General features: G+C 62.3%; 18 protein-coding genes and 3 pseudogenes. 18 read left to right on the plus strand and 3 right to left on the minus strand.

Annotated elements, in window-relative coordinates; genetic code table 11:
- Nucleotides 1–86: 86 nt before the first annotated feature.
- Nucleotides 87–2,186 (plus strand): molybdopterin oxidoreductase family protein, encoded by a 2,100-nt coding sequence (locus ACVIYL_RS25325; RefSeq protein ID WP_456780123.1) that lies wholly within the window; start codon nucleotides 87–89, stop codon nucleotides 2,184–2,186.
- An 80-nt stretch (nucleotides 2,187–2,266) separates the two neighbouring features.
- Nucleotides 2,267–3,046 (plus strand): enoyl-CoA hydratase/isomerase family protein, encoded by a 780-nt coding sequence (locus ACVIYL_RS25330; RefSeq protein ID WP_456780124.1) that lies wholly within the window; start codon nucleotides 2,267–2,269, stop codon nucleotides 3,044–3,046.
- 59 nt (nucleotides 3,047–3,105) lie between these two features.
- Here the strand turns inward: ACVIYL_RS25330 and ACVIYL_RS25335 are convergent, their stop codons facing one another.
- Entirely contained in the window at nucleotides 3,106–4,404 is a 1,299-nt protein-coding gene (locus ACVIYL_RS25335) for a hypothetical protein (RefSeq protein ID WP_456780125.1), read from the minus strand.
- A gap of 532 nt (nucleotides 4,405–4,936) precedes the next feature.
- On the opposite strand from ACVIYL_RS25335, the pseudogene ACVIYL_RS25340 reads away from it, so the two are divergent.
- Nucleotides 4,937–5,719: pseudogene (locus tag ACVIYL_RS25340) on the plus strand (DUF2493 domain-containing protein); the annotation flags it as partial.
- A 430-nt stretch (nucleotides 5,720–6,149) separates the two neighbouring features.
- On the opposite strand, the gene ACVIYL_RS25345 reads toward ACVIYL_RS25340, so the two are convergent.
- A complete protein-coding gene (locus ACVIYL_RS25345; protein ID WP_456781887.1) occupies nucleotides 6,150–7,700 on the minus strand; it encodes a Fic family protein in 1,551 nt (516 codons plus the stop codon).
- A 915-nt stretch (nucleotides 7,701–8,615) separates the two neighbouring features.
- Between ACVIYL_RS25345 and ACVIYL_RS25350 the strand changes: the two genes are divergently transcribed.
- Nucleotides 8,616–8,927 carry a DUF736 domain-containing protein gene (locus tag ACVIYL_RS25350; RefSeq protein ID WP_225646982.1) on the plus strand — a complete coding sequence of 104 codons (312 nt, stop codon included), beginning with the start codon at nucleotides 8,616–8,618 and terminating at the stop codon, nucleotides 8,925–8,927.
- An 85-nt stretch (nucleotides 8,928–9,012) separates the two neighbouring features.
- Nucleotides 9,013–9,189, plus strand: a pseudogene (locus ACVIYL_RS25355) (DUF932 domain-containing protein); the annotation flags it as partial.
- 205 nt (nucleotides 9,190–9,394) lie between these two features.
- Here ACVIYL_RS25355 and ACVIYL_RS25360 read toward each other — a convergent pair.
- Nucleotides 9,395–9,622 (minus strand): helix-turn-helix domain-containing protein, encoded by a 228-nt coding sequence (locus tag ACVIYL_RS25360; RefSeq protein ID WP_069275471.1) that lies wholly within the window; start codon nucleotides 9,620–9,622, stop codon nucleotides 9,395–9,397.
- 117 nt (nucleotides 9,623–9,739) lie between these two features.
- On the opposite strand from ACVIYL_RS25360, the gene ACVIYL_RS25365 reads away from it, so the two are divergent.
- The 13 genes and pseudogenes from ACVIYL_RS25365 to groL all read left to right on the plus strand — a co-directional run bounded on the left by ACVIYL_RS25365 (nucleotide 9,740) and on the right by groL (nucleotide 20,540).
- Nucleotides 9,740–10,012 carry a DUF2285 domain-containing protein gene (locus ACVIYL_RS25365; protein WP_081334642.1) on the plus strand — a complete coding sequence of 91 codons (273 nt, stop codon included), beginning with the start codon at nucleotides 9,740–9,742 and terminating at the stop codon, nucleotides 10,010–10,012.
- A gap of 163 nt (nucleotides 10,013–10,175) precedes the next feature.
- Nucleotides 10,176–10,370, plus strand: a complete 195-nt coding sequence (locus tag ACVIYL_RS25370) for a transcriptional regulator domain-containing protein (RefSeq protein ID WP_069275638.1) — start codon at nucleotides 10,176–10,178, stop codon at nucleotides 10,368–10,370.
- Between the two features lie 73 nt (nucleotides 10,371–10,443).
- Complete coding sequence (locus tag ACVIYL_RS25375) at nucleotides 10,444–10,950, plus strand: DUF2285 domain-containing protein (RefSeq protein ID WP_456780126.1); 507 nt, start codon at nucleotides 10,444–10,446, stop codon at nucleotides 10,948–10,950.
- Between the two features lie 133 nt (nucleotides 10,951–11,083).
- Nucleotides 11,084–11,365, plus strand: coding sequence for a helix-turn-helix transcriptional regulator (locus ACVIYL_RS25380; RefSeq protein WP_253639355.1), 282 nt, complete (start codon nucleotides 11,084–11,086; stop codon nucleotides 11,363–11,365).
- Nucleotides 11,366–11,387: 22 nt separating this feature from the next.
- Nucleotides 11,388–11,762: pseudogene (locus ACVIYL_RS25385) on the plus strand (replication initiator protein A); the annotation flags it as partial.
- 41 nt (nucleotides 11,763–11,803) lie between these two features.
- A complete protein-coding gene (locus tag ACVIYL_RS25390) occupies nucleotides 11,804–12,268 on the plus strand; it encodes a DUF2840 domain-containing protein (protein WP_456780127.1) in 465 nt (154 codons plus the stop codon).
- Entirely contained in the window at nucleotides 12,265–12,777 is a 513-nt protein-coding gene (locus ACVIYL_RS25395; RefSeq protein ID WP_456780128.1) for a S26 family signal peptidase, read from the plus strand. Before ACVIYL_RS25390 ends, ACVIYL_RS25395 begins: the two co-directional genes overlap by 4 nt.
- A 278-nt stretch (nucleotides 12,778–13,055) precedes the next feature.
- A complete protein-coding gene (locus ACVIYL_RS25400; protein WP_456780129.1) occupies nucleotides 13,056–13,673 on the plus strand; it encodes a lytic transglycosylase domain-containing protein in 618 nt (205 codons plus the stop codon).
- A 243-nt stretch (nucleotides 13,674–13,916) separates the two neighbouring features.
- Nucleotides 13,917–15,656, plus strand: a complete 1,740-nt coding sequence (locus tag ACVIYL_RS25405) for a relaxase/mobilization nuclease domain-containing protein (protein ID WP_456780130.1) — start codon at nucleotides 13,917–13,919, stop codon at nucleotides 15,654–15,656.
- Between the two features lie 23 nt (nucleotides 15,657–15,679).
- Nucleotides 15,680–17,665 carry a conjugal transfer protein TraG gene (locus ACVIYL_RS25410; RefSeq protein WP_456780131.1) on the plus strand — a complete coding sequence of 662 codons (1,986 nt, stop codon included), beginning with the start codon at nucleotides 15,680–15,682 and terminating at the stop codon, nucleotides 17,663–17,665.
- A gap of 5 nt (nucleotides 17,666–17,670) precedes the next feature.
- Nucleotides 17,671–18,117 carry a CopG family transcriptional regulator gene (locus ACVIYL_RS25415; RefSeq protein WP_456780132.1) on the plus strand — a complete coding sequence of 149 codons (447 nt, stop codon included), beginning with the start codon at nucleotides 17,671–17,673 and terminating at the stop codon, nucleotides 18,115–18,117.
- 315 nt (nucleotides 18,118–18,432) lie between these two features.
- Complete coding sequence (locus ACVIYL_RS25420) at nucleotides 18,433–18,747, plus strand: co-chaperone GroES (RefSeq protein WP_456780133.1); 315 nt, start codon at nucleotides 18,433–18,435, stop codon at nucleotides 18,745–18,747.
- Between the two features lie 146 nt (nucleotides 18,748–18,893).
- Nucleotides 18,894–20,540: a chaperonin GroEL gene (gene groL, locus ACVIYL_RS25425; RefSeq protein WP_456780134.1), complete on the plus strand. Its 1,647-nt coding sequence runs from the start codon at nucleotides 18,894–18,896 to the stop codon at nucleotides 20,538–20,540.
- Nucleotides 20,541–20,631: the final 91 nt, after the last annotated feature.

Genomic DNA, 20,631 nt, shown 5'->3' on the forward strand with positions numbered 1-20,631 from the left:
GCCGCATGGCACGTGCCCGGATTTCGCGCGGACTGGGTCAATAATGCCCCTCGGCGGGGGGGATATTTGATGTTACCAATTTGGCCATGAACCAGCATGCCAAGGTCGACATCCGCCATTCCACCTGTCCGCACGATTGCCCGTCGGCATGTGCGCTCGACGTCGAGGTGATCGAGGGACGCTCGATCGGTCGCGTCAGGGGCTCCAAACAGCAGACCTATACGGCCGGCGTGGTCTGCGCCAAGGTCGCGCGTTATGCCGAGCGGATTCATCATGCCGAACGGCTGATGTATCCGCTGCGCCGGACCGGCCCGAAGGGCTCGGGCCAGTTCGCGCGGATCGCCTGGGACGAGGCGCTGGATGAGATCGCGGCGCGGTTCGATGCGGCCGAGCGGGAGTTCGGCGCCGAGTCGGTCTGGCCCTATTACTACGCCGGCACCATGGGGCTCGTGATGCGCGACGGCCTCAACCGTCTGTCGCATGTGAAGAAGTATTCGCGCTTCTACGGCACGATCTGCGCAACCATCGCGCGTATCGGCTTTGCGGCCGGGACCGGCAAGATCGCCGGTGTCGATCCCCGCGAGATGGGCGTCTCGGACCTCGTCGTGATCTGGGGCACCAATCCGGTGAACACCCAGGTCAATGTGATGACGCATGCATCGCGCGCGCGGAAGGAGCGCGGCGCGAAGATCGCGGCGGTCGACGTCTACAACAACGAGACCATGAAGCAGGCCGACATCAAGATCCTGCTGCGGCCGGGCACCGATGGCGCGTTTGCCTGCGCCGTGATGCACGTGCTGTTCCGCGAGGGATTTGCCGATCGCGAATATCTCGCGCGCTATACCGATTGCCCCGACGAGCTGGAAGCGCATCTCAAGACCCGCACGCCGGAATGGGCCTCAGTGATCTCGGGCGTGCCAGTCGAGGAGATCGAGGCATTCGCGCGGCTGGTCGGACAGACCAAGCGCTCGTTCTTCCGTCTTGGCTACGGCTTCACCCGCAGCCGCAACGGCGCCGCCCAGATGCACGCGGCCTCGTGCATTCCCGCGGTGACCGGCGTCTGGCAATATGAGGGCGGCGGCGCGTTCTTCAACAATGCCGGCATCTGGCGCTTCGACGAGTCGATCATCGAAGGCCACGACGCGATCGATCCCGCGACGCGCGTGCTCGATCAATCCAAGATCGGCCGCATCCTCACCGGCGATGCCGAGGCGCTGCGGGGCGGCGGCCCGGTCAAGGCAATGCTGATCCAGAACACCAACCCAATGACGGTCGCGCCCGAGCAGGCGCTGGTGCGCCAGGGCTTTGCCCGCGAGGATCTGTTCGTCGCGGTGCACGAGCAGTTCATGACCGAGACGGCCCAGATGGCCGATATCGTGCTGCCGGCGACGATGTTCATGGAGCACGACGACCTCTATTACGGCGGCGGTCATCAGCACATCTCGGTCGGCCCGAAGCTGATCGATCCGCCCGGCGAGTGCCGTTCCAATCACGAGGTGATGCAGGGGCTCGGCCGCAGGCTCAACGCCGTGCATCCCGGCTTCGACATGACGCCGCGCCAGCTGATCGATGCGACGTTGAAGAAGAGCGGCCACGGCACGATCGAGGCGCTGGAGGCCGATATCTGGCGCGACCTGCAGCCCGATTTCCGCACCTCGCATTATCTTGACGGCTTTGCCCATGCCGACAAGAAGTTCCATTTCAAGGTCGATTGGGGCAAGGTGCCCGTCGGCACCGGCGGGCTGATGGGGGCGTGGGACAAGATGCCCTCGCTGCCCGACCACTGGACCATCATCGAGGAGGCGGACGCACAGCATCCGTTCCGGCTCGCGACGTCACCCTCGCGCAGCTTCCTGAACACCAGCTTCAACGAAACGCCGTCGTCGCAAGCCCGCGAGGGCGCGCCGACCGTGATGATTCATCCCGACGATGCGGCGACGCTCTTGATCGCCGATGGCGACGCGGTGACGCTCGGCAACATGCGCGGCGAGACCACATTGACCGCAAAACTGTTCGATGGCGTTCGCCGCGGCGTGCTGATCGCCGAGTCGATCCATCCGAACAAGTCCCATATCGGCGGGCGCGGCATCAACATGCTGACTGGGGCGGAGGCCGTCGCGCCGCTCGGCGGCGCCGCGTTCCACGACAACAAGGTCTGGATCCGGAAGGTATCGATGGCCGCATAAATCCTGCTTGCAGTCGGCGCCGATCCCGCCGCAAATGTCGGCTGACAACGGCACATTGGCCAAGAATACAGGCAGGAAACATGACCGACAACAGCGTTCTTCTCGAAAAGCGCGGGCAGGCGTTCTGGATCACCATCAACCGCCCGGACAAGCGCAACGCGCTCAATGCCGGTGTGATCGCCGGCATCGCAAAGGGTTATCGCGAGGCGCATGACGACAAGGACGTCCGCGTCATCGTGCTGACGGGGGCGGGCGACAAGGCGTTCTGCGCCGGTGCCGATCTGCAGAACAGCGGCGCGGCCTTCTCGATGGATTTCTCGCGTCCCAATGTCGATTACGCCGATTTGTTGCGGCTGTCGCAGAATGCGACCAAGCCCGCGATCGCGCGGGTCGGTGGCGTCTGCATGGCCGGCGGCATGGGACTGTTGTGCATGACCGACATGGCGGTCGCCGCCGATCAGGTGATCTTCGGCCTGCCCGAGGTGAAGGTCGGCGTGTTTCCGATGCAGGTGCTGAGCCTGCTGCAGTCGATCGCGCCCGGCCGCCTCGTCAACGAATGGGCGCTGACCGGCGAGCCGTTCGACGCCGCGACGGCCAAGGCTGCGGGTCTTCTCAACTACGTTGTGCCGGCAGCCGAGCTCGATGCCAAGGTCGATTGGCTGATCGGGCGCATCGTCGACAAGTCGCCGACGGCGATCCGTCGCGGCAAATACGCGATGCGGGCGATCGCCTCGATGTCATTCGATGAAAGCATCGCCTACACCGAAAGCCAGATCGCGCTGCTCGCGATGACCGAGGACGCCAAGGAAGGCCTCAAAGCCTTCGGCGAGAAGCGCAAGCCGACATGGACCGGGCGTTAGCGGAAACCCAATCGAGGGTTTTCCTTTTCGGAATCGCACGCCGACTTGAGTTTTGAGAATCAAGCGTGTCGATTGCTCGAAACGACTGAAGAATGAGGAGCGAGCACGCCTTCTGACAAGAGGGTCGTTCTGGCTCGCTCCTCGCGGCGCTTCTTGGCGGCCACGATCAATTGCTTCCGCGTGCGTTTGGCGTAGGTGGGTAGTTGTAGTCTCGAGCGATGTCGGCCGGCGGCACGCAGTTCAGCGTCCGTAAGATCGCTGTCTGCGCCTTCGGTGAAGCCGCCGTGGCGAAAGGACGTAAATGAGAGCTCGTTCCGAAGTCCCGCTGCTATGATTATCTTTTTAACGACATGCCGAAGGTAGCGCAGATCCTTGCGCTCGGTGATCCACGGCAGAGGAGTAGGCGACCTGCGATGAGCATGATCACGGCGAAACGCCAGTCCTGAAGCGACTGAGTCTTTGAGAGCATCAAGCTCCGCCATCAACTCGGGGAAGAGCAGCACACTGTTCTCATCGACCAAAGGCCACCAGGCTTCTTCGCCATTCTTTGGGTGCATAATCCTCACGCTGTTGGGGCGTTCTTTCGGTCGATAGTGCTCGATTTCGAAGACTCCGAATATATGTTCCTCGCGCTGCAGCCACTCCCAGGTCAGCAATGCAGCAGTTGCGATCGAGTGGTACCCCAGTCTCTTTGCGGCTTGCCTGAAGGCGACAAGCTCTTCCCAGGTTGCGGTAGGCGTCTCTCGCAGGGCCTGACCAGGGGCGCGCGATTTTAAGCCCATCCGCGAGAATGGGTTGATGGCTGGCACTTTCGTTTCCTGGGCGCGCTGACCAACGAACCAGGCGCGCCTGCATGCGGTCATGGCAGCGTTTGCGAAACGCCGACGTTCGCGCTTGACGATGTTTCCATCCGCGTCCTTGTATTGAACGACGAGCAGATTTGCATAAACCGCATCGACAAATGCTTTGGAAAAATCAGCAATCTGTTTCGAGCCCGCGCGGCTACCGTCGTTCAATTCGTGGTTGGCGAATAGCGCCAGGCCTTGGTCGTATAAGCGTTGGGTCTTGAAATCGATTTCACGCCATCGGTGGTTGGCTTTGAAAACGCCGACAAGCCAATCAAAAGTGCCAGGCACGGGAGACGCCGGGACCATGTCGGTCAATCCGCCCGAACGCCAGCTGTCGAAGGCAGGCAGCAGAATATTCTTGGTTCTGTTGAGAGCGATTGCATAGTCTTCTCCCAGTGCTTCAGCTGTGACAGGGCAGCCTTCATTGCGAGCCCACGTTGGCGGCTCGAAGAAATATCCGCGTCGACCATTCTTCAATGACTTTAGCCTGCAGTAGCGCGGAAGCTTCATTGCAGCGCGACCTTAACGTCTTGCCAGGGAGGCCAAATCCTCGCCTTCTGATCTGTCCAAATTGGTAGTTCTATGGGGCGCGGCAAAATCATCAATCGCGGCCCTTGACCAGACCGGTTGCCGCGCCCGCCCAATTCCACGATAGCCGATTGGAGGCGGCGCCTCGCCGCGGCCTACGGCTCGCGCGAGTTCATGGCTATTTGCGAAATCCAAATAGGCGGCGGCCATGTCGGCAAGCATGAGTGCAGGCCAGGCGCCGATGAGTGGATAACGAGCAGGAAGAGCGGAGCGGGATGTCATAGGCGTTAGCTCGCGCGTCAATGCTGCAACGATCTCGGTGCCGAATTCAGCAGAATGGCGTCATCATCCCTGGAGAGGGTCCTTATTCGTGCGACGCCTTGGAAAGCACGGAACCGGATATCCAAAGTCAAATTCGCCGCTCCCTTGTGGCTTTTTGGTTTGCTGCCCTCCAGTCACATGGATGCTCTCCCGGAGCACGAGAAGGCTGCGAGGAAAAGAGCCATCAACAATTGGTGCGGTAATCTTCGACGCCTTCGTGGCAACTTTAGGCGACACCCGACTTGAGCCCGATCTGGAAGGCCTGCTCTGGTCGACCGTCAATCTCTTACATCGCGCGGTGGGCCGTATCGAGCACGGGCTCGACGACAATGAGCAGGCGCAGCAGAGGAGCCAACGCGAGCAGAACGGCTCGGAAGTGCGATCCGTTGAGCTCGAAAGGCTGACCGCCGACGGCATTTCACTGGTCGAACGCCGCAACGCCATGGAGCTGTTCCGCGACCTGGCTACTGAGCAATTTGAGCTTCACACTGGCTCGCCCTGGCGTCCTCGCGCCGGATCACTGGTCAGCCATCGCACGCCCACTGCCGCGATGATCGACAGCCGCGACTTCCTAGCCGCCAAGCATCGCGCAGAAACCCAGGCGATGCTGCCATCGGGGCCCAAGATCGCCCTTACCGGCGGACTCGATTTCAACGACGTTTCGCTCGTCTGGGGCCGGCTCGACAAGGTCCACGCGAAGTATCCCGACATGGTGCTGCTTCACGGCGGCTCGCCGAAGGGTGCTGAATTGATCGCTGCAAAATGGGCCAGCAATCGCAGGGTGTCGCAGATCACCTTCAAACCGGACTGGACGAAGCATGCCAAGGCTGCACCATTCAAACGCAACGACGCCATGCTGGCAGTCATGCCGATGGGAATCATGTGCTTTCCGGGGACCGGCATACAGGATAACCTCGCCGACAAGGCGAAGAAACTCGGGATTCCGGTCTGGAAATTCGACAAGGACGGCGCGTGAGCGCCGTCTTACTCGACTCTAGCCGAAAATCGGTTCGCGCAAGCAACGCGAGAGGTCGGTAGCCCGCTCATCGAAGCGAACTTCATGCGAAATGGTTCTTGTCTCGCGTTTGGATCTATGTGTCGAAATGCGCCGTGATGGTGGAAGGCATAATCGGTCATCTTTGAGTGCGAGACCACCACCATGCTGGCCCTTGGATTTATCCTTAAGGTTATTGGGCTCAGTGCTTTCCTGGCTGACCTTTGCTCTCGTGACCCTCTCATTCTTCGCTGCAGTTATGATTGACTCCATGAGATACCCGCCTCGACTCGGTGGACGAGTGTCTTCCTTTGCCAGCGCCAGATCGAGAGTCGCTCGGATCGAGATGTCGAGCTGGATAGAGATATTCTTCGCAAGCCGCGCCTCCGAATCTAATCTGATGTGCCATCAGTTACTCTCCGGTTTGGCCGAACGAATCTGCATATAGTTGTTCTATCTTTGAGACCTCGTCCTCCGTAAGCGCAGCGAATTCATCCTCTCTTGCGCGCTTCGACAGCTTGCCCTGATTTTGTCTGAGGAAGCCGAATAGATTGTTCAGCGTCCGCTCCGGCATGTCGATCATGTTCTCGATGCCGGCGCGGAATATATCGAAGCTGACAAGGAAGTTGGTTTCGTTCGGAAGATCCCGCTCAATCGTCTGACGCACGCAGGCGTACAGAAACTCCGCGTGCGGTGTCGCATCGAAGAATCGGTAGAAATCTGCCGTATCGTTGAGAACCCTGACGTTGCCCCTTGGCGTTGCCTCCCACTGGATGCAGGAAAGCAGCCTGCCCGAATAGCTCCCAAGCACGCTCTTGTACTCGGCGATCCGATCGAGGATGGCCGAGGACACAGGAAAATGCACGCCCGCCGGGTTGAACCCCCGACGTGCGAGAACATGATGCATCAGATAGCGATGAATGCGCCCGTTGCCGTCCTCAAATGGGTGGATATAGACGAATCCGAATGCGAGCACGGCCGCCGCGATAACGGCATCGAGGTCATTCTCGGCGCTGTGGTCGAAAGCGATCAATCCGGCCATGAGCGACGCGATGTCTTCATGCCGCGCGCTGATATGGTCCGGAATGGGGTGTTGCGTGTCGCGGTCGTGCTCGCCGACGAAGCCGCCATCCTTGCGGAAGCCGAGCTTGACGAAACGCTCGTCCCCGATCAGGAGGCGCTGCAGGCGATGAAACTCCTGCTCGTCGAGCGGTGCGCGACCAGCTTCGCCAATAGCGCGGCCCCATCGCTGGATTCGATCCTGCGGCGGGCTTTCGCCTTCTATCACGTAGCTGGATTTCGAGTCCTTCAGCAGAAGGAAGGCGGCCGTGCGGGCGAGCAGATCCTTCGGCACTTGGCTCACGACGGCGCGCGCGCGATCTTTCCAGTCCTGCGCGATGAATTCGTTCAGCGCAGATGTCTTGAAGACGAGCGGACAAAATTCCGGCGTGCCGGGAAGGTTGTTGCGGACGCGATGCCGGGCCGAACTCTGCGGCGCACCTGCGAACTGGATGTCGGTGTCGACAGCATCCACATACGAGACCTTGTCTGCGGCAGGCAACCTCAGCTCATGGCCGAGCAGCCATTCGTACAAGAACCAGATGCGGCGCGTGTAGATCCCTGTAGGCTTCTGCCGCACAATTTCGGCGACGTCTTCGTCCTTGACGGCGAGGAAAAGCCGCTTCAGGAGGGCGAGATCCAAGCCCTCGTATTTGAGCGCAAAGGTTAGATGCCCCTCAAGCGAGGCCTCGGGCGCGTGACGCGGCGTATAGATGTGCCAGTGGTCCTTTTCAACAATGCGGTGTTTGGTGCCGATCGCCGAAAGCGTCCGGGGAACCGGGACGGGCAGATCATAGGCGTCGATCAGGGCGGCGTAGCCGACCGGAACCGCTGTCTCGGGGAGCCGCCGGTCATGAAAAACGCTCACTTGCCCTGAAAATCGTGCATTTTTGCTAGATCCCATGAAAAATACTTTCAATTCCTGAATTTTCTTCGCTGAAAGCTCCAAAATCATCAGAGTCTGAGCATCCCATGAAAAATGCTCAGAAAGTATTACTTTTGTGAAAATTATTCACTGGCTGCTCCGCATGCCAATCTGGCGATCCAGTCCCTGCTGGAATAGGCCATTGGCCGGCGATGCCGAGCGTGCCGCAGGTGCGCTGCTCTTTCGAAGGCGTCATCTCCAGAGCAGCTACTCCCCTGGAGTTTGAAGACGGCCAGATCGAAAGAACATGCGAACGACACGTTCCCACGACGGCGCTGTCGCCCGCGGCCCTTGCGGCACCGTCACTGCGACCCGGCGACAACCCCGCGAAGCTCCGCATAGGTACGCGGCAGGCCAAGGGAATGCAGTGTCGCGCTGGTCAATCAGCAGCATTGAGGTCGGATGCCTTGTTCGTGTGATGACTGCGAATATCGAGATCGCTTTCTGGCGACCAACTCCGCCTTTGCCTTCGATCCCCTACGCTGCGGATGCGATTGGGTTCGCTGGCGTTTTCCCAGGTGCGCCTTCCTTGCCGTTAATGCGTCACCGTCAGCATATGTCCGATCTCCAGCCTGAGTCCTTGTGCTGTGTCGGTGTCGGCCGCCATGGTTGTCTTCGTCAGTTCGTTCATGGCGCGCGTCCAACGCAACCTCGAATGGGCTGATCAGGCCCGAGGGACGGCCAAGGCCTCGATCGCCTTCCCGCAACGGCTACGCCTGCTTTTTTCCCCTGCCGCGAAGTGGGCGGCATTCCTCGCGGGAGACAAAAAAGCAGGCTTGTCGCCGTCCTCCGCTGGCGCTGCGGGCCTGACGGCTGCGGGCCGATCGCTCCCCGGGCCAGGGATCGCCATCGAGGCCGCGATGGGCGCGGCCCGAGCAACCAACGGAGAGTACTATGGCTACTATCGGCACCTTCACCGCTTCGGACAACGGCTACGTCGGCTTCATCAAGACGCTGACGCTGAACATCAAGGCACGGTTCGCCGCATCCGAGAAGGATAATGACAAGGCGCCCGACTACCGCATCTTTGCCGGTGTGACCGAGTTCGGTGCCGCGTGGAAGAAGACCGCCCGCGACAGCGATCGCGAATACCTCTCGGTCAAGCTCGACGATCCGAGCTTTCCGGCCCCGATCTACGCCTCGCTGGTGAAGGTCGAAGGCGACGAGGGCTTCACCCTGATCTGGTCCCGCCGCAACGGCGACTGATCCCATAGGGGTCATCGGCCCCGCCTCCTCCGAGGCGGGGCCTTTTCCATTTATGTTGCCGCTTTGCGGAAAGGCAGGAAGAGCATCCAAATCCGAGGCCTCGAAAATCATCGAAACCGTTCTGGGCGAAGAAAATCGCAAGCCGGAAGGCATCCTCGATTTCGTACAGGGCATTACTGCGTTTGCTCGCAGCAAGGTCCATCAGGACACACGCCTTGAACTGGAAGGCAAAGCAAGGCGCTTGATGGAGCACGCAATCTGAAGGTATGGGCCGCGCAACCAGACCCGGTTGCGCGGCCTTGTTCCCAGGCCCGATGCGCGGCCGGCGCTCGCCGGGCCTTCGGCCCGGCGAGCGGCATATCACGGGTGTCATTCCCGTCAGGCTTTAGGCCCGGTCAACCGCGGCCCCCGGGGTGTACCGCTCATCCGGCGGAGCGCGGAGCGGTCTGCGGCTCGTTCGAGGCTGCCTATGATTTGCCTCTCCGCCCGGTTTCCTTGAGCAAGTCCCCCGGTTCGGCTCCCAATGCCTTCGCAATTTGCCCGAGAACGGTGACGCTTGCCGACACATCGCCGCGCTCAATGGCACCGACGTACCGGGCGCTTAATCCGGCGCGCTCGGCTAGCTCCTCTTGCGTCATTTGTAGATCGTGGCGTTTCCGACGCAGGTTCGCTGCCATGATCTCCTTGAGATCCATGGCGACATGGGAATCAAAATAGGAACAATCGTTCTAGGAACGATCGTTCCTATTCGTCAGCGAGTATGCTATTTATTAGGCGGATGCAATCGGAGCCCGCTTCTCGAAACGAACATGATGCAAAAATTACCCTTGGATCCAGATGTGGCCGATAGCGCACCGTCCGATCGAACGCCAACCTCCTATGACGAACAACACCTTGTAACGTACGTGCGCCTTCTGCAGGCGGAAGGTGAGGGCGCGGACTGGCGGGAAGTCGCTCGAATCGTCCTGCATATCGATCCGGAGCGTGATCCGGAGCGCGCGCGGATCGCGTACCAGAGTCACCTTGCGCGCGCTAAGTGGATGACGGAACAGGGGCGTCTCCTACGGGGCACGTGGTCGAATTAGAAGATGCCCATCGACCAACGTCTATGCGGAAATCGCCTTCTCTAGCCGATACGTGGTCATCCGGGAGCACCACATGGTGCCAAACTAGGGACTTCCTGTAACTCGTCGGTTCACGATTATTGCACCGCAATCCTTATTAGCTGCGTGCATGCGGGTGGAAGCGATGCGTGAGTTCGAATGGCGGTCGCCGGAATCCTACAAAGGCCTACAGGACGCTGAAATCACCGACATCGCCTGGGAATGTCTTCGTCGCAGCATGGACTACCGACGCGACTACGAAGCGATGATCGCCAACAGCCCGGATGGCGAGGTGACGCCCGAGTTCAGGAGGAGATGGGGCATCTGCTTTCGCCCATGACCCGTTGAGGTCATTCAAGCAACAGACGGTCTTTTGGGCACCCGAGGTTCTGCCGACCGTCGTTCCGATCGCAATGACCGCGTCGCCCATTGACCGGGACGCGGCGTCTCATCCGTTGATTGATCTCGCAGCTGGCAAGGTTCGCCGTGCAGCCGACGGCTGGCATGCGGTGCTGCGCATCGGCACGGTGGAACACCGCGTTTGGTCAAGAGAAGCGCCAACCGTAGCCGCCCACTACGTGGTCGAGTTGTCGTTAGACGGCGACTTCGACGCGCGGGCGTACGCTGCGCGACGGCTGTGGCGAACCATGAGCGGGCGTGCGCCAGGTCCTGCCTTTCACGAGTTATCCAAACAGCGACGCGAACGGTTGAGTGCGGCTCTTCGCGCGCTCGATGCGCGTGGGGACGGCGGCACGTATCGCACCATCGCAGAAGCATTGTTCGGCAAGAAGCGCATCCCAGACCGCGCCTGGAAAACGCACGATCTGCGCAACCGGACCGTCCGCCTGGTGCAAACCGGCCTCGCACAGGTGCGCGGCGGTTATCGCCAAATTCTGCGACGCGGGCGCACAGGCAAATAGCATAACCCGCCTGGGGTATCGAAAATCGCCCCCTCAATCTTCGGCATCCCCCTCCGACATCGCGCTTCTCCATGATGACCGCACACACGCCGGCGCCGAAATCGGCTCCGTGCTGTCACCCCGGAGTTCTCAAATGTCCGATCCAATGGCCGGCCTGCCGCCGCGCTTCCTGCGTACACCGGAGGCCGCACGCTACCTTGGCCTCTCCGGTCGCACGCTGGAAAAGCACCGCACATACGGCACGGGGCCAATGTATCGGAAGATCGGCGGGCGCGTCGTTTACGCGTTGGACGACCTGAAAGCCTGGGCCGACCTCGGCGCCAAAACGTCGACGTCTGATCCGGGCAAAGGGACTGTACCGCCGGCCAAGAAGCACCCGACGCTGCGCCCGTATGCGGGCCAGGAACGTCGCTGACGTCAGCGCGAGGACAGTGACAATGCGGCGCACACATCGCTCCGAGCGCGACCAGCTTGAGCTCTTTCGGGCGCAGCCCGGCGATCTCGCGTCACGCGACGCGCAGGATCTGATGGCTTATCCGTTGTTCTCGCTCGCCAAAACAAAGCGCATCGTGCCAATCGATTTCCGCGCGGGCGCAATCTCCATTCGCGACGAGGCCGTACCGGAACACGGCATGGAGACCATCCGGGATGCGGACGTCCTGATCTGGGCGGCTTCCCAAATCGTCGAAGGACGCGACGCAGGCTTGAAGACCTCACGCCTGATGGCTGCAACGCCTTACGAGAGCCTGACGTTTGTCGGTCGCGGAACCGGTGCGGGAGACTATGACCGGCTGAAGGCTGGTCTCGACAGGTTTCCGATCAGAAACCCGGTTTGTGAATCACGAGCGCGGGCATGAGCGATCTCACCCAAGTCGAAGTCTTTTGGCTCGAAAAGCGCATCGAAAACCGGATTCGGTTCGGCCGTGCCGTCGAAGACAAGATGATCGACCGACACCGCCGCGTGCTGTCATTTGCTCCGGGCAGCATCTTCGCCTTCGTTCGCTGGACGTCGAGCGATTTCGGAACAGTCATTTCGCGCATCGACATTCTGCGCGCGGTCGCTCCAGGTGAGCGACGCTCGACGGTCCCCTATGTCAAGCCGGGCGGTGAGAGTTTGCTGCGGTTGTCGGGCTGGCCCAAGGTCGAGCGCGTGCTGCAACTGATCGACGCTGTCGAGGGGCTTGGGATCGATCCGGCGGATGCAGCCCCCGACTATTGGCACCACGTTCATAACCGCCTCTCTGTCAACGAGTTGCCGCGCGCGTACACAAAAGGGCGTCACCAGGCCTGGCTGCATCGGCAGAGGTTCATGCGATGACGTTCGGCTCAAAGACGTTGATCGCGATGGTTTTCGGTGTCGCCACACTTGTTGCTCCGGTCGCTCTGGGATCGAATCCGCTCTACATCTGGAATGCATCGACCAGCGTGCCGGTTGGCCTCTATCGTTTGCAACCAACGGACCAGTTCTTCATCACGGAACTAGTCGCGGTTCGGCCGCCCGAGCTGCTTGCGACCTTTCTCGATCTGAATGGGTATCTGCCCGCAGGCGTCCCGATGCTCAAGCGGGTGCTGGCGCTTCCAGGGCAGACGGTCTGCAGAAGCGGGCTCGCAATTTCTGTCGACGAGATTGCGGTGGGCGAGGCGAGGGATCGCGACGGTCGCGGGCGGCCGCTGCCGAAGTGGGAAGGATGCGCCGTGGTCGGCGACGGTGAGCTCTTTCTCATGAACTGGCAGTCAAGCGACTCTCTGGATGGCCGATACTTTGGACTTCTGCCTGCGTCGGCTGTCATCGGCCGTGCGCTCCCCGTGTGGACGTGGGAGGAGTGACCGTGCCTTGCTGGTGCTTCCGATCTGCCATTTCTCTGTTCGATCAGTTGCGCGACCATTCCTCCGTCCCGACCAGGGATCGCGGCGCTGTCGCGCGCAGCGGCGGTCCAGGGGGGCCGAATGGCCGTCGCGAAGCAGCTTCACCCCGGTCGGGCGCGAGCACGACGGCATGCTTGCGTTTGTCGGGAGCGTGTTTTCGGCCTGTCGGAACGCTGCTTTTCGCCCTGACGGTTTGGAGCTGTGCCGCTCTCGCCGCGGAGCAATCGGCGTTCCCGTCAGTGAACGATCATGGCGACAATGCATTTGCTCCCTTCATTGCAGAGGCTTCACAGCGGTTCGCGGTGCCTGTGTGCTGGATCAGGTCACTCATCCGGCTGGAGAGCGCTGGCGACGTGCGCGCCAAATCGCCGAAGGGCGCAATGGGATTGATGCAAATCATGCCGGGGACCTGGGCTGACCTAAGCCATCGGTACAGCCTCGGCAACGATCCCTACGATGCACGCGACAATATCCTGGCCGGCACGGCGTATCTGGCTGAACTACGGGACCGCTACGGCGCGCCCGGTGCGTTCGCAGCCTACAACGCCGGACCAACACGCTACGAAAGGCATCTGACCGGCGAACCGCTGGCTGCCGAGACGCAAGCCTATGTCGCCCATCTCGCGAGCTTGTTGGGAGTTGAGTACGCTTCCAGTCAGTCCATCGGCCAATTCTCATGTGCCGATGCGCCGGTCTTCGTCGCTCGATGGGAACGCAACAGCACTGCAGATCGGCAGAAGGCCAGGCGCGTCGAGAACGGCATTCTCGCTTCGTCGGGCGTTCATTCCCTGTCATCGATCGTTCCCAGTGGGATCGGCCTGTTCATCACGAAATCGGATGCCGGAGACATGCGATGAGCACCTGTGTGAACTGGCGAGCGCTGGCGTGTGCCAGAGGGGAGTCGGCGGAGGCAGGAGAGCGGTGCGCAAGTACAACCGAGCGAGGGCGAGATAAAAGGGCGCAATGTGCGCTTCGGACGGTCGGTTGTACTGTTTGGAGTTTCCTCCTTTCGGCGCAGGGTGCTCGCGCTTGCTGCAATGTGCACCCCACGCGCAAGTCACAGACGTTCTACGATCTTTCGCACATTTCCGAGGTCGGCGATGGCCGATGATCGGGAGTTTCGCATCCGGCCCGGCCGCATCCGCTCATCCGCTTCGCAGCGGGCGCGGCCCTTCATTGCGCAGGCGATCGCGGCGGCACAGAAGGCCGGCGGGCAGGTATCCCGGTCGGGCCGGATCATCCCGGCCAGCCGGTCGCGCTTTGGACGCGGCCGGATCGCCAGCGTGCAGGCCAACCACCTGCTGACGGGGCGCTCGCGCCTCGCCGTGATCAAGACCCGCGTCGTCCGTCACACGGCGCGCGCCGCGCCGCTCGCCGCGCACCTCAATTATCTCCGTCGTGAGGGTGTGACCCGCGATGGGGACAGGGCGCGCCTGTTCGGACCGCAGACCGAGGACGCTGATGGCCGTGCCTTCGCCACGCGGTGCGAGGGCGACCGTCATCACTTCCGTTTCATCGTGTCGCCCGAGGACGCGGTGGAAATGACGGACCTTAAATCCTTCGCCTGCGAGCTGATGGGCCAGATGGCGACGGATCTCAGCACGAAGCTCGATTGGGTCGGTGTCGATCACTGGAACACCGACAATCCCCACGTTCACGTCATCCTCCGCGGCCGGGGTGACGATGGCCAGGACCTCGTGATCTCGCGCGACTACATCAAGGAGGGAATGCGTGCCCGCGCGCAGGATCTGGTCACCCAGGAACTTGGTCCGCGCACCGAGCTCGACATCCGTCGCAACCTCGAGCGCCAGCTTGAAGCCGAACGCTGGACCCAGCTGGATCGTCAGCTTGTGCGCGATGGTTGGTCCACCGGCGTCATCGATCTCGCGCGCCATCGGGGCCGGCAGCCGGACGAATATCACGCCTTGAAGGTCGGTCGCTTGCGCAAGCTCGAATCCCTTGGCCTCGCCGATCAGGTCGGGCCAGGCCAGTGGGTGATCCGCGACCAGGCGGAGACCACGCTACGCGATTTGGAGGAGCGCGATGACATCATCAGGCGCATGCACCGGGCATTGACCGAACGCGGCATTGAGCGCGGCGCGGCGAGTTATGTGCTCGCGGCTGAGAGCCTCGATGCGCCGATCATCGGCCGGCTGGTCGATCGCGGCCTCGACGACGAGCTGAAGGGCACGGCCTATGCCGTGGTCGACGGCGTGGACGGGCGAACCCATCACTTGAGGTTGCCCGATCTCGACGCCGCCGGCGACGGCGCGCCGGGCGCGATCGTCGAGCTGCGCAAGTTCGACGACCCGCAAGGACGTCGCCGCTTGGCGCTCGCCGTACGGTCGGATCTCAACCTTGCTGCGCAGGTCTCGGCATCGGGGGCGACCTGGCTCGACCGGCAGGCGGTCGCTCGCACGCCGGCCGCGCTTTCGGATGGCGCCTTCGGCGCCGAGGTGCGGCAGGCCATGGAGCGGCGTGCCGAGCATTTGCTCGAACGCGGTTATGCCGAGCGGCGGGGCCAGCGCATCATCTTCTCGCGCAACCTGATCGACACCTTGCGTTGCCGGGAGCTGGAGGCCTTGGGCGATAGGCTCGCGTCCCGAACCGGCCAGCCATTCCATCAAGCCGGCAGCGGCGACCATGTCGCCGGCAGCTACCGCCAGCGCTTCACGCTCGCCTCCGGTCGCTTCGCCATGATCGACGACGGACTCGGCTTCCAGCTCGTGCCCTGGACGCCCTCACTCGAGAAACAGCTCGGCCGCCACGTCACCGGAACGATACGCAACGACGGTGGCATCGACTGGAGCTTTGGCCGAAAGCGGGGACTTGGACTGTAGATCGCGCAGAAAGGACTAACGCCATGTCCGCGACCACCATCCTCTGGGGACAGATCCTGACCGTGCTCGCGATCGTGCTTCTGACGACCTGGGGTGCGACGGAATATGTCGCCTGGCAGCTCGGATTTCAGGGGCAGTTGGGCACCCCATGGTTCAGCGTCATTGGCTGGCCGATCTATTATCCGCCGGCGTTTTTCTGGTGGTGGTTCTTCTACGACGCCTATGCGCCCGACATCTTCGTGCGCGGCGCGTTCATCGCGGCCTCGGGCGGATTCATCTCGATCGTGGCCGCGATCGGCATGTCGGTCTGGCGGGCGCGCGAGGCGAAGAATGTCGAGACCTACGGCTCGGCCCGCTGGGCCGAGACGGGAGAGGTCAACGCGGCCGGGCTCCTTGGCGACGACGGGGTCGTGCTCGGCCGCTATGAGCGTGACTATCTCCGTCATGACGGTCCGGAGCATGTGCTGTGCTTTGCCCCGACCCGCTCGGGCAAGGGCGTTGGCCTGGTCGTGCCCTCGCTCCTGACCTGGCCGGGCTCGGCGATCGTTCACGATATCAAGGGCGAGAACTGGCAGCTGACCGCCGGCTTCCGCGCGAAACATGGGCGGGTTCTATTGTTCGACCCGACCAATCCGAAGTCAGCGGCCTACAATCCGCTGCTCGAGGTTCGCCGCGGCGTATGGGAGGTGCGCGACGTCCAGAACATCGCCGACATCCTGGTCGATCCCGAGGGGAGTCTGGAGAAGCGGAACCATTGGGAGAAGACCAGTCACGCGCTGCTGGTCGGCGCCATCCTCCATGTCCTCTATGCCGAAGAGGACAAGACGCTGGCGGGCGTCGCCGCGTTCCTCTCTAATCCGAAGCGGTCGATCGAATCGACGCTTGTCGCGATGATGAAGACCGCGCATCTCGGCGAAGCCGGACCACATCCCGTCATCGCTAGCGCAGCGCGCGAGCTGCTCAACAAGTCCGACAACGAACGGTCGGGCGTGCTGTCGACCGCCATGTCGTTCCTCGGGCTCTACCGCGATCCCATCGTCGCCGCGGTGACCCGGCGCTGCGATTGGCGCATCACCGACATCGTGGGCGACCAGCAACCGGCGACCCTCTACCTCGTCGTGCCGCCCTCCGACATCAACCGGACCAAGCCGCTGATCCGTCTGATCCTCAACCAGATCGGCCGGCGTCTCACGGAGGACCTGCAGGCCAAGGCAAAGCGCCACCGGCTGCTCCTGATGCTCGATGAGTTTCCCGCGTTGGGGCGGCTGGATTTCTTCGAGTCGGCGCTGGCGTTCATGGCAGGATATGGACTGAAGGGCTTTCTGATTGCCCAATCGCTGAACCAGATCGAGAAGGCGTACGGCCCGAACAATTCGATCCTCGACAACTGCCATGTCCGCGTCAGCTTCGCCACCAACGACGAGCGCACCGCCAGGCGTGTCTCCGATGCCTTGGGTACCGCGACCGAAATGCGCGCCATGAAGAACTATGCCGGCCACCGATTGAACCCGTGGCTTGGTCATTTGATGGTCTCCCGGCAGGAAACGGCCCGGCCGCTGCTCACCCCAGGCGAAGTCATGCAACTGCCACCGACGGACGAGATCGTCATGGTTGCGGGCGCTCGGCCGATCCGGGCGAAGAAGGCGCGCTATTACGACGACGCGCGCCTCCTGCAGCGCATTCTGCCGGTGCCGGCACTCACTGTTCCCAACCAGGGGCGGCCGAATGATTGGACGGGCCGGCCAGTGCCGCCGAAAGCGGAAATCGGCAATGCCGGCCCGATGACCGCGACCGAAGATGACGATCCGACCGGATCCGAACGCCGCCAGCAGCCCGAGCTCAGCCGCGTGACGCTGGTCGAGAGGAGGGCGCCGATCGAGAACGAGTTCGAAGCCGATCCCGTCGATGATGCGGACGATGAGGCCGTCCGCAACAGCCGCATAACCCGGATCATGCGAGGCGTAGCGCGGCAGGTCTCGCTGGACTCCGGCGATGGCATGGAGCTGTGACCGCCATGACCGTCCGCAAGAAGAAGATCCAGATTTCGGTCTACCTCGACCCGGCCGTTATGACGGCGCTGACGGACTATGCCGCGCGCCGAGACCAACCTCAATCGCTGATCGCTGAGGCCGCGATCGCCTCCTTTCTGTCCCCGGATGCGGCCGAACGACGGGAGGCGGTGATCGCGAAGCGCCTCGACCAGCTCGATCGCCGCATGATCCGGCTTGAGCGCGACGTCGGCATCGCGGTCGAGACGCTTGCCGTGTTCGTCCGGTTCTGGTTGACCACGACCCCGGCATTGCCGGAGCCGGCCGCGCAAGCCGCGCGCGCCAAGGGAGGTGAACGCTACGATTCCTTCGTCACCGCACTTGGCCGCAGGCTCGCCAGGGGACCGAAGCTCCTGCAGGAGATCGCGGACGACCTCGGTGGCGACGATCATTCGGGCCAGCCACGCTCCTAGGTCTGTACCTGTGAATTTGTGGGGTGCGCGACGATGGCGTGTCCGCCTAGGTGTTTAGTCCCGTCCGCACCGAAGTCGTGTGGCGGTGCAATAAGTCGCGACGGCCCAGATCGGACACAGACACTGCTGGCGGCCTATTGCTTCGCCCGCCAGCGATCGCCGCGGGCATTCTCCTTCGAGAGACCCAATTTGCAGCCAAATATCGCAGGCGGACGCTCTTGCGCCCAACTGTCACAGGTATAAGTGAGCTGCGATTAGCACTTGCTCATTGTGGGTGCGAATCCCGAGATTGCGCACAAGGCCAGGGAGGATCGCATGAAATTCCGTCCGCTTCACGACCGCGTCGTGGTCAAGCGCATCGAAGCTGAAGAGAAGACTGCTGGTGGCGTCATCGTTCCCGACTCGGCCAAGGAAAAGCCCTCGCAGGGCGAAGTGATCGCCGTCGGCCCGGGCGGCCGCGACGAGAGCGGCAAGCTGATCCCGATTGACCTTCAGGTCGGCGACCGCGTGCTGTTCGGCAAATGGTCGGGCACCGAAGTCAAGATCGACGGCAAGGAGCTGTTGATCATGAAGGAGAGCGACATCATGGGTGTTCTCACTGGCACCTCCGCCAGCAAAAAGGCCGCTTAAGCCGTACGCCCGCTCTCTTGAGGAGCAGGCGCTGCCGGCGTCTCGAAAGATGAGGCCAAGAGCCAACTGTCTCGTTCTTCGAGACGCCCGCTTCAAGAGCAAGCACTTCAGGACGAGGAGCAGAGATCAACTCAGGGGAGACAGACATGTCAGCCAAAGAACTCAAATTCGGCGTCGATGCCCGCGACAAGATGCTGCGCGGCGTCGATATCCTCGCCAACGCGGTGAAGGTCACCCTCGGTCCGAAGGGCCGCAACGTGGTGCTCGAGAAGTCGTTCGGCGCTCCCCGCATCACCAAGGACGGCGTCGCTGTCGCCAAGGAGATCGAGCTCGAGGACAAGTTCGAGAACATGGGCGCGCAGATGGTGCGCGAAGTCGCCTCCAAGTCCGCTGACGCGGCCGGTGACGGCACCACCACCGCGACCGTGCTCGCGGCCGCGATCGTGAAGGAAGGCGCCAAGTCGGTCGCCGCCGGCATGAACCCGATGGACCTGAAGCGCGGTATCGACCTCGCGGTCGAAGCCGTCGTTGCGGACCTCCAGAAGAACTCGAAGAAGGTCACCTCGAACGAGGAGATCGCCCAGGTCGGTACCATTTCGGCCAACGGCGATGCCGAAATCGGCAAGTTCCTCGCCGACGCCATGAAGAAGGTCGGAAACGAGGGCGTGATCACGGTCGAGGAAGCCAAGTCGCTCGAGACCGAGCTCGACGTCGTCGAGGGCATGCAGTTCGACCGCGGCTACATCTCGCCCTACTTCGTCACCAACGCCGACAAGATGCGTGCCGAGTTGGACGATGCCTATATCCTGATCAACGAGAAGAAGCTCTCCTCGCTGAACGAGCTGCTGCCGCTGCTCGAGGCCGTGGTACAGAGCGGCAAGCCGCTGGTCATCGTCGCCGAGGACGTCGAAGGCGAAGCCCTCGCCACCCTCGTCGTCAACCGCCTGCGTGGCGGCCTGAAGGTCGCGGCCGTCAAGGCTCCGGGCTTCGGCGATCGCCGCAAGGCCATGCTGCAGGACATCGCGATCCTGACCGGCGGCCAGGCCATCTCGGAAGACCTCGGCATCAAGCTCGAGAACGTCACGCTGCAGATGCTCGGCCGCGCCAAGAAGGTGATGATCGACAAGGAAAACACCACGATTGTCAGCGGCGCCGGCAAGAAGGCCGACATCGACGCCCGCGTTGCCCAGATCAAGGCGCAGATCGAGGAGACCACCTCGGACTACGACCGTGAGAAGCTGCAGGAGCGTCTCGCCAAGCTCGCAGGCGGCGTCGCGGTGATCCGCGTCGGCGGCGCGACCGAAGTCGAGGTGAAGGAGCGCAAGGATCGCGTTGATGACGCGATGCATGCGACCCGTGCGGCTGTCGAGGAAGGCATCCTCCCGGGCGGCGGCGTCGCCCTGCTCCGTGCCTCCGAGCACCTGAAGGGCCTGCGCACCAAGAACGACGACCAGAAGACCGGCGTCGAGATCGTGCGCAAGGCGCTGTCGGCTCCGGCTCGCCAGATCGCGGTCAACGCCGGCGAGGACGGCTCCGTCATCGTCGGCAAGATCCTGGAGAACAAGACCTACAATTACGGCTTCGACGGCCAGACCGGCGACTATGCCGACCTCGTCAAGAAGGGCATCATCGACCCGACCAAGGTCGTGCGCACCGCGATCCAGAACGCCGCCTCCATCGCGGCACTCCTAATCACCACGGAAGCCATGGTCGCCGAGCTGCCGAAGAAGAACGCACCCGGCGGCATGCCAGGGGGTGGTGGCATGGGCGGCATGGGTGGTGTGGACTTCTAGGTCCAAAGTTCAGCGTTCAAAGAAAGAGAGGCCCAGCATCGCCGCCCGGCTTTTCTGTACTGGTTATATGTCGGACACGAATCGTGCCGGT

Source organism: Bradyrhizobium sp. USDA 3315 (genome assembly GCF_054056795.1).

Excerpts from the sequence above, each read along its gene's own strand:
- ACVIYL_RS25365 (WP_081334642.1), top strand. The coding sequence starts at position 9,740 with ATGCAAAAATTACCCTTGGATCCAGATGTGGCCGATAGCGCACCGTCC.
- ACVIYL_RS25390 (WP_456780127.1), top strand. The coding sequence starts at position 11,804 with ATGAGCGATCTCACCCAAGTCGAAGTCTTTTGGCTCGAAAAGCGCATC.
- ACVIYL_RS25335 (WP_456780125.1), bottom strand. The coding sequence starts at position 4,404 with ATGAAGCTTCCGCGCTACTGCAGGCTAAAGTCATTGAAGAATGGTCGA.
- ACVIYL_RS25420 (WP_456780133.1), top strand. The coding sequence starts at position 18,433 with ATGAAATTCCGTCCGCTTCACGACCGCGTCGTGGTCAAGCGCATCGAA.
- ACVIYL_RS25375 (WP_456780126.1), top strand. The coding sequence starts at position 10,444 with ATGACCGCGTCGCCCATTGACCGGGACGCGGCGTCTCATCCGTTGATT.
- ACVIYL_RS25395 (WP_456780128.1), top strand. The coding sequence starts at position 12,265 with ATGACGTTCGGCTCAAAGACGTTGATCGCGATGGTTTTCGGTGTCGCC.
- ACVIYL_RS25370 (WP_069275638.1), top strand. The coding sequence starts at position 10,176 with ATGCGTGAGTTCGAATGGCGGTCGCCGGAATCCTACAAAGGCCTACAG.
- ACVIYL_RS25330 (WP_456780124.1), top strand. The coding sequence starts at position 2,267 with ATGACCGACAACAGCGTTCTTCTCGAAAAGCGCGGGCAGGCGTTCTGG.
- ACVIYL_RS25350 (WP_225646982.1), top strand. The coding sequence starts at position 8,616 with ATGGCTACTATCGGCACCTTCACCGCTTCGGACAACGGCTACGTCGGC.
- ACVIYL_RS25380 (WP_253639355.1), top strand. The coding sequence starts at position 11,084 with ATGTCCGATCCAATGGCCGGCCTGCCGCCGCGCTTCCTGCGTACACCG.
- ACVIYL_RS25410 (WP_456780131.1), top strand. The coding sequence starts at position 15,680 with ATGTCCGCGACCACCATCCTCTGGGGACAGATCCTGACCGTGCTCGCG.
- ACVIYL_RS25405 (WP_456780130.1), top strand. The coding sequence starts at position 13,917 with ATGGCCGATGATCGGGAGTTTCGCATCCGGCCCGGCCGCATCCGCTCA.
- ACVIYL_RS25360 (WP_069275471.1), bottom strand. The coding sequence starts at position 9,622 with ATGGATCTCAAGGAGATCATGGCAGCGAACCTGCGTCGGAAACGCCAC.
- groL (WP_456780134.1), top strand. The coding sequence starts at position 18,894 with ATGTCAGCCAAAGAACTCAAATTCGGCGTCGATGCCCGCGACAAGATG.
- ACVIYL_RS25415 (WP_456780132.1), top strand. The coding sequence starts at position 17,671 with ATGACCGTCCGCAAGAAGAAGATCCAGATTTCGGTCTACCTCGACCCG.
- ACVIYL_RS25345 (WP_456781887.1), bottom strand. The coding sequence starts at position 7,700 with ATGGGATCTAGCAAAAATGCACGATTTTCAGGGCAAGTGAGCGTTTTT.
- ACVIYL_RS25325 (WP_456780123.1), top strand. The coding sequence starts at position 87 with ATGAACCAGCATGCCAAGGTCGACATCCGCCATTCCACCTGTCCGCAC.